Genomic DNA, 6045 nt, shown 5'->3' on the forward strand with positions numbered 1-6045 from the left:
CAAAGCGGACCGGACTTATCCGTTCAGCGTCCAGCCCTTGCGATATTGCCGGCGCAGCAGGTCGTTGGCTTCGGCGCAGTTCGTGACGCGGCCGTTGGCGCCATCGTATTCAAGGGGCTTGCCCACGCGATACGCCACCAGGCCGAGCAGCATCATTTCAATCATCTTTCCGCTGTAATCAAAATCGCAGGACGTTTTGAGACGGCCCTTGCAGGCATCAATCCATTCCCGCTGAAAACCGTTCATGGCCGGGAGGATTTTGTCCGCCGGACGGCGGTTGTAGTAGGTCAAGTCCGCCTGTTTGCCGTAGGGCAGCAGGATCCGGTTGTCGAAGTCCGCGATCAGGAACCCCTTGGATCCCTTGAACATCGCGCCGTGGCCGATCTTGTTCAGGTCAATGCACTCCATCGGCGATTGCGGCATCGCGCCGCCCTGGTGCCAAATCACCGGGAGGGCGGGGCGCCAGTCGTTGGCAGGAATCTGGAACGTGGCCTTGAGTTCGACGGGCGTCACTTCGGGATTGAATGCGTCGCCGGTTGCCTCGGCGGCTGTGGGTAAATCCGCATCCAGCGCATTCCAGGCAATATCCATCGTATGGCTGCCCATGTCGCCGACCTGCCCGCTGCCGAAATCCCAGTACATGTTCCATTGCAGGCAATTGGCCCCCGGCTGGCCGGAAAAATATCCCGGATTGTACGGGTGCATCGGCGAAGGACCAATCCACAGATCGAAGTGCAGGGTCTTCGGCGGCGATCCCTCGGCGGGCAGGTATCCCGGACGCCGGATCTGGCGGTTGCCCCACGCATGGACCGCCTTGAGTTCCCCAATGGCGCCGTCGAGGATCAACTCCCGCACCCGGTTGAAATTCTCGTGTTCGTGGCGTTGGGTGCCGACCTGCGTGGCGAGTTTGTCTTTCTTTTTCAGATAGGTCGCGCGGACCACGCGCGCCTCCTCGACGCTGTTGGCCAGCGGCTTCTCGCAATAGACATGCAAGTCCCGGTTCAGGGCCCAATTCGCGATGAAGGCATGCGTGTGATCCGTCGTGCAGCACACGACGGCATCGAGATCCTTCCGCTGGAGGCATTTGCGCCAATCTACATAGTGCCTCGCCTTGGGAAACTTCTTGGCCGCGAGCGCCAGATGATTTTCATCCACATCGCACAACGCCACGACATTTTCCCCCGCAAGCCCGTCGTAATGGGCGGTGGCCCGGCCGTGCGCCCCGATCAACGCAACGTTGAGGCGATTGTTGGGGGTGTTCGCGCCGAACACCGTGCCACTAGGCAATAGGAGCAGCCCGGCTCCGGTGGCGGCGGTCTTGAGAAACTGGCGGCGCTGGATTGTCTTGCTCATGGCGAAAACCCTTTCCTTTGAACCGTTGGATGCACCCACGCACAAGGCGTAAAACACGGGATACCCTCTCCCGTGACGCCCGCACCAGTATGGCAAAGCCGCGCAAACCGTTCAAGACCGCCCGCGCGCAAGGAACGCGGCAAGGATGCCGAGTCTACGGTGAAAGCGGCCTCTTGCCGCCATTCCGCCGCCTCGTTCGATCAAAAACGACATGCCCAATCGCGCAGACGTCGTCGCCCCGCATGCGGCCTATTTGCCGGCTTTCAGGTGCGCTGGCGACCCTGAATCCCTTATTACCGGCGGATTCGAGTTTGGGATCGCCTGGCCCAAACACCCATGCCCTGTTTCCCATCTGCGTGCATCTGCGTCATCTGCGGTAGACCACACGATCCACGGATGACGCAGATACACGCAGATACAGAAAACATGAGAGTACCGAATTCTCGAACATTGTGCAGGCTGCAATTGCCCGAAAAATGTTGTTTTTCCTGTTGAACGGATTACGGAATCGTATTGAAACATTGAATGCAGAGTCCCAACAGGAGCAGAAATAAGTAGCCGGAAAGGAATAGAGGTCGCAGCTTATGGTATGGGCAAATTACAATCGCGATTGAAACATGCAATGAATTCGCGTTCTGCATGAAGCGAGTTGCTACCTTTATTTATTTCCACCGCCTAAGGGCGAGTGTGTGGGACAGGCTGTCTAGCCTGTCCGTCCATGGACATGGCGTGGCTGCGGAAAAGACCGACTGGACAGTCTGTCCGACGTTCCGCACCCGAAAGAGTCCCCATGCGCGTTCAGGGCAGGTGAATACAAGCAAGAATTCGGCACTCTCACGCAGAAAAGATGAACGGGGTAAAGAGGTGTAAAAGGAACCCCTTGCGGCATTGCGGCGTGTATGTGATAATCCCATCGGGGCGGCGCAGGCCGGGTGGGTCAACGGGCTGAAACCCGCACTACAAACACGTTGTCTTGGCGCAAGAAATTGTTTGGACAACGATGATTCCAAGCATTGCATTTCCCGCGAACACACAATGCTTTGCGCCTTCGTTCCTTCGTGGTTCAAATTGTTCCGGACGGCAACGCCATCAAAACAGCCTTCCAAAACAACCGGGCGACACCGGTTCTTCGCCTTCGCTTCTTTCATTCAACGTCCCATAGCGCGCCTTTCAACTCCCAAGCGCTCCGCGTCGGATCAGAAGACGCCAACCGGCGAGCAGACATCCCAGCGTCATAATGGCACAGCCTCCAAGACCACAGACAGGCAGACTGCCGGAAGCGAAGACGCGAATGAGGACCGGGTCGGCGGTAAAGGATGCGTCGTATTGATCGGTGATCTGGCAGGTGTAGGCGGCTTCGTCGGACGGCGCAATGGCTTCGATATGAAGCATGTCCGTGGTCACGCCGGCAAGGGGTGACCCATCCTTGATCCACTGATAGCGTATCGGTTCTGAAATGCCGTCTGTAACCGCCTTGAGATCCAAGGGACGGCCCTCTTCCCGCCACGTACTACCCGTTGCCTGAATGGATACCGTCACCGGCGACATGCACCAGACGTCGTTGACAATCTTGGCTTCCTCAATTCCTGACTTTGCAATACCGCCAAGGATCCACAGTTTCCCATTGAAAACTGCGCTGGCATGCCAGCGGCGTGGCGCCCAAGGAGCATCGGGCATTCGAGTCCAGTCGGCGCCATCGGACGTTGCCCAGATGTCGTTCAGATTGACAAAGTGCGCGTAATGCCCCGATCCGGTCAGATAGGTGCCGCCAAAAATCCAAAGCCGGTTGGAAAACGACACCAACGCATGTCCGAAGCGAACGTGCCATGGCGCATTCTCAACCGCTTGGATCCAGTTTTCGCCATTATCAGTGTACCAGCAATCATTAAATTGTGTGGTGCTATTAATACTAGTGTTGAAATAGACGCCGCCGGCAATCCAGACATATTCGCGGAAGACCGCGCCTGCTTGTCCCATGCGAGAGGACCAGGATGCATGCTCCACAACCTGTGTCCACTGCACACCGTCCGGCGAGAACCACACATCATTCAGTTCCGGATAATAGCCGCCCAGGAGCCAGATTCCTTGCCCCGTTGTCAAAATGTTGTGATTGCATCGGGGAGACCATGGAGCTGATGGTATCGGATTTTCCCATGTGCTTCCATCTGCCGAAAACCAAACGTCGTTGTACGATACGGCGTAGTCTATACCACCCGCAACCCAAAGTTTGTCCCCGAAGACGAATGCCTGATGGTTCTCGCGTGCCGGCCACGGCGCACTCGACGCGACCTGCTCCCAATTGACGCCGTCCGCAGAAGACCATATGTCGTTCAATCCGTGATACAAGTCGGAAGTACCCCCTATTACCCACAATCTATCGTGAAATACAGCAACAGCGTGACGTACCCGCGGCGGCCATGGAGCGGCAGTAGTCGCGCAGGACCAGGAATAATTCATCTCCGGCACGGCGGAACTCTTGGCGCTTTCCCCGGTGGCGCAAACCGGCGTAAAACACCAGATATAACAGCAAGCGTATGTTGCCATGATAAACGGGAAACCCATGGCTTTCGACCGTTTCATGTTCCGGTTCCTCCTAATTATACGTCGAATACGGATCGCCCGCATGATTGGGATTGTGTTCGAGCGTATGGGAGACCCCTTGCACAATCACCTTGCCCCGGATTACGAGATGGCCATCGCAGTCGATCAGAGATACTGCGTCTCCGGCGGCATTCTTGACGACGAAGGCCGTTTTTCCGGATGGAATGGAAAGACTCGTCACCTCCTCAGTCAGCCCACCCGCAAGAAAGACTTCGCCCGTCGGTTCGACCACGGCTTTCTTGTCTCCGGCGCTGTCCTTTACAATGAACGAATTCGCCGTTCCCTTTTCGTTGAGCGTCGTCTGACTTGTGTTGAGGTTCAACAGCCCTTTCAAAACGACGACGTTGCCGTTGTTGACAAATCGAACCAATTCGTTGCCCGATACGTCCTTGACGGAAAACGCCGTGCCGAAGTAGTTCTGGATGGCCTCGCGCACGCCGTAGTACGCGGGCTTGCGAAGGTAACGCCCGTTCCAGGTTCCGGTCTGTGAGTCATATGATGTGCCACCCAATAGATCAGGATTGCATGCGCCCGGATCGGGATACTTGGGACACCAAGGCCACCCATAGGGATCACGAAGATTCAACCAAGAGATGTTGTCTATGATACCCCATAGATTCACGCTGTAGAGAAACGGCACGGCCAGCGCGGCGTTCAAGATCTCGCGATACACATATCCCTGCCACTTCTGACGATCCGCAATGGAAAGGGACTCCCACTTTCCTTCACCCACATGATCTTTCATGGCATCATACTCGTAATTACCCAAACTGGTTATTCCCATTCGGATGTCCATTTCGCTGATAGCAACTATGGAAACACCCTCGGCAAGCAGGGTTAAGCCTTCAACGATTCCGCGCAGTTGTTTGGGATTGAGCCGGAGTCCATCTTCGCCACCCGCGTCGGCCGTCAGGCAGGCCCACGCGGGGACATACATTTGGACGCCGATACCGTCAATGGGCGCTCCGGAGGCGATCAGCAGTTTCTTGAGGGCGTTTACCCGTTCGAATTTTGCGTTGACCACCGTCACTTGCGTCTGGCCGACGAGCGTCGTCTTGGTCGGGAAGATGCACCCGTAGTCGCAATAGAGCAGCTTGAGATCGGGACCCCAATACCGCGCCCGTTTGAACGCCTCGACCAGGAACACGTCCGAGATATCGCCCGCCCGATCGTTGGGCGTGTCGGTGATGGTGTGCCAGAGCCAATACTTGTTCAGCAGTTCGGGGTCGGTTTCGTCCTCGGTATGCGGTTTCATGTTGGGATATTCGGGCTTGATGAGATTCTTTATCGTATAGAGGATGGCCCCCGCCGCGTGAGCGCTTGCAGATGTTCCCCCCTGGCCGCGAGACACGCCAATCAGGCCGTTGCTGTCCGGCGCGGTCTCGATCCGAATGATCTCGTCGTCGATGAGGCCCAGCACATCGACATAGACGTTGGTGTTGTCAATGGTGGCATGCTGTTGCGGGAACTGGGTACCCAGCGTGTGGCCGTAACCGTCGTTCAGCGCCCATACGTCGTCTTCGGGATCCGCCGTAACGGCATATTTCAGGGTAACCGGCGGATCGTCGTCACGCACGGCTTCATTCGCCACGGTCCATCGGTTGACGACACCGGACGAGGCATAGCGGGGCATGACGATGTCAATGAAATCGAAGAGGAGATTGGCCAGCACCGTTGGGGCATTCGACGGATAGGGCGTCAGGATGGTATAGGGTATCCATGCCGGCATCATATAGAGGAGCGTCTGAGCGGAACCCTTCATGTCGTTTTCCGGCGCGAAATCCGCCAGGATTTCGTCCGGGAAACCGAAATAGGGATTGGCGTTCTTTCGCCGGAACGGCGCCGGCATCTCAAGTTCCGTGCAGGTTCCGACATAGTTGAAGTCGTGCGCGAGCAACTGCCGGTAGGCGTCGTATCGCTGAAAGGCGAAGACGCTCGTCTTGGTGTTGGCGCATTCGGCGTCATAGCCCGGCAACCCTTCGGCAAAGGGATCGCAGGCCGGATCTTCGCTACAGTAGCAGGAAGAAGTGTTGTAACACTCCCAGTCGCCGTCCGAAGGTTTCCATGCGCATTTGCGGAGGCCGCCGTAGA

At 56.9% G+C, this 6045-nt stretch carries 3 protein-coding genes; all 3 read right to left on the reverse strand.

What is annotated here, in order from left to right:
* Positions 1 to 15: 15 nt before the first annotated feature.
* Entirely contained in the window at positions 16 to 1353 is a 1338-nt protein-coding gene (locus P5540_17450; GenBank protein ID HRT66607.1) for a Gfo/Idh/MocA family oxidoreductase, read from the reverse strand.
* Between the two features lie 1170 nt (positions 1354 to 2523).
* A complete protein-coding gene (locus tag P5540_17455; GenBank protein ID HRT66608.1) occupies positions 2524 to 3933 on the reverse strand; it encodes a kelch repeat-containing protein in 1410 nt (469 codons plus the stop codon).
* A 13-nt stretch (positions 3934 to 3946) separates the two neighbouring features.
* On the reverse strand, positions 3947 to 6045 hold a 2099-nt coding region (locus tag P5540_17460), incomplete at its 5' end, for an endo-1,4-beta-xylanase (protein ID HRT66609.1).

The organism is Candidatus Hydrogenedentota bacterium, from assembly GCA_035450225.1.
In the GTDB taxonomy this organism is placed as follows: domain Bacteria; phylum Hydrogenedentota; class Hydrogenedentia; order Hydrogenedentales; family SLHB01; genus DSVR01.

Coding starts and splice junctions, on each gene's coding strand:
- P5540_17450 (HRT66607.1), bottom strand. CDS start 1,353: ATGAGCAAGACAATCCAGCGCCGCCAGTTTCTCAAGACCGCCGCCACC.
- P5540_17455 (HRT66608.1), bottom strand. CDS start 3,933: ATGAAACGGTCGAAAGCCATGGGTTTCCCGTTTATCATGGCAACATAC.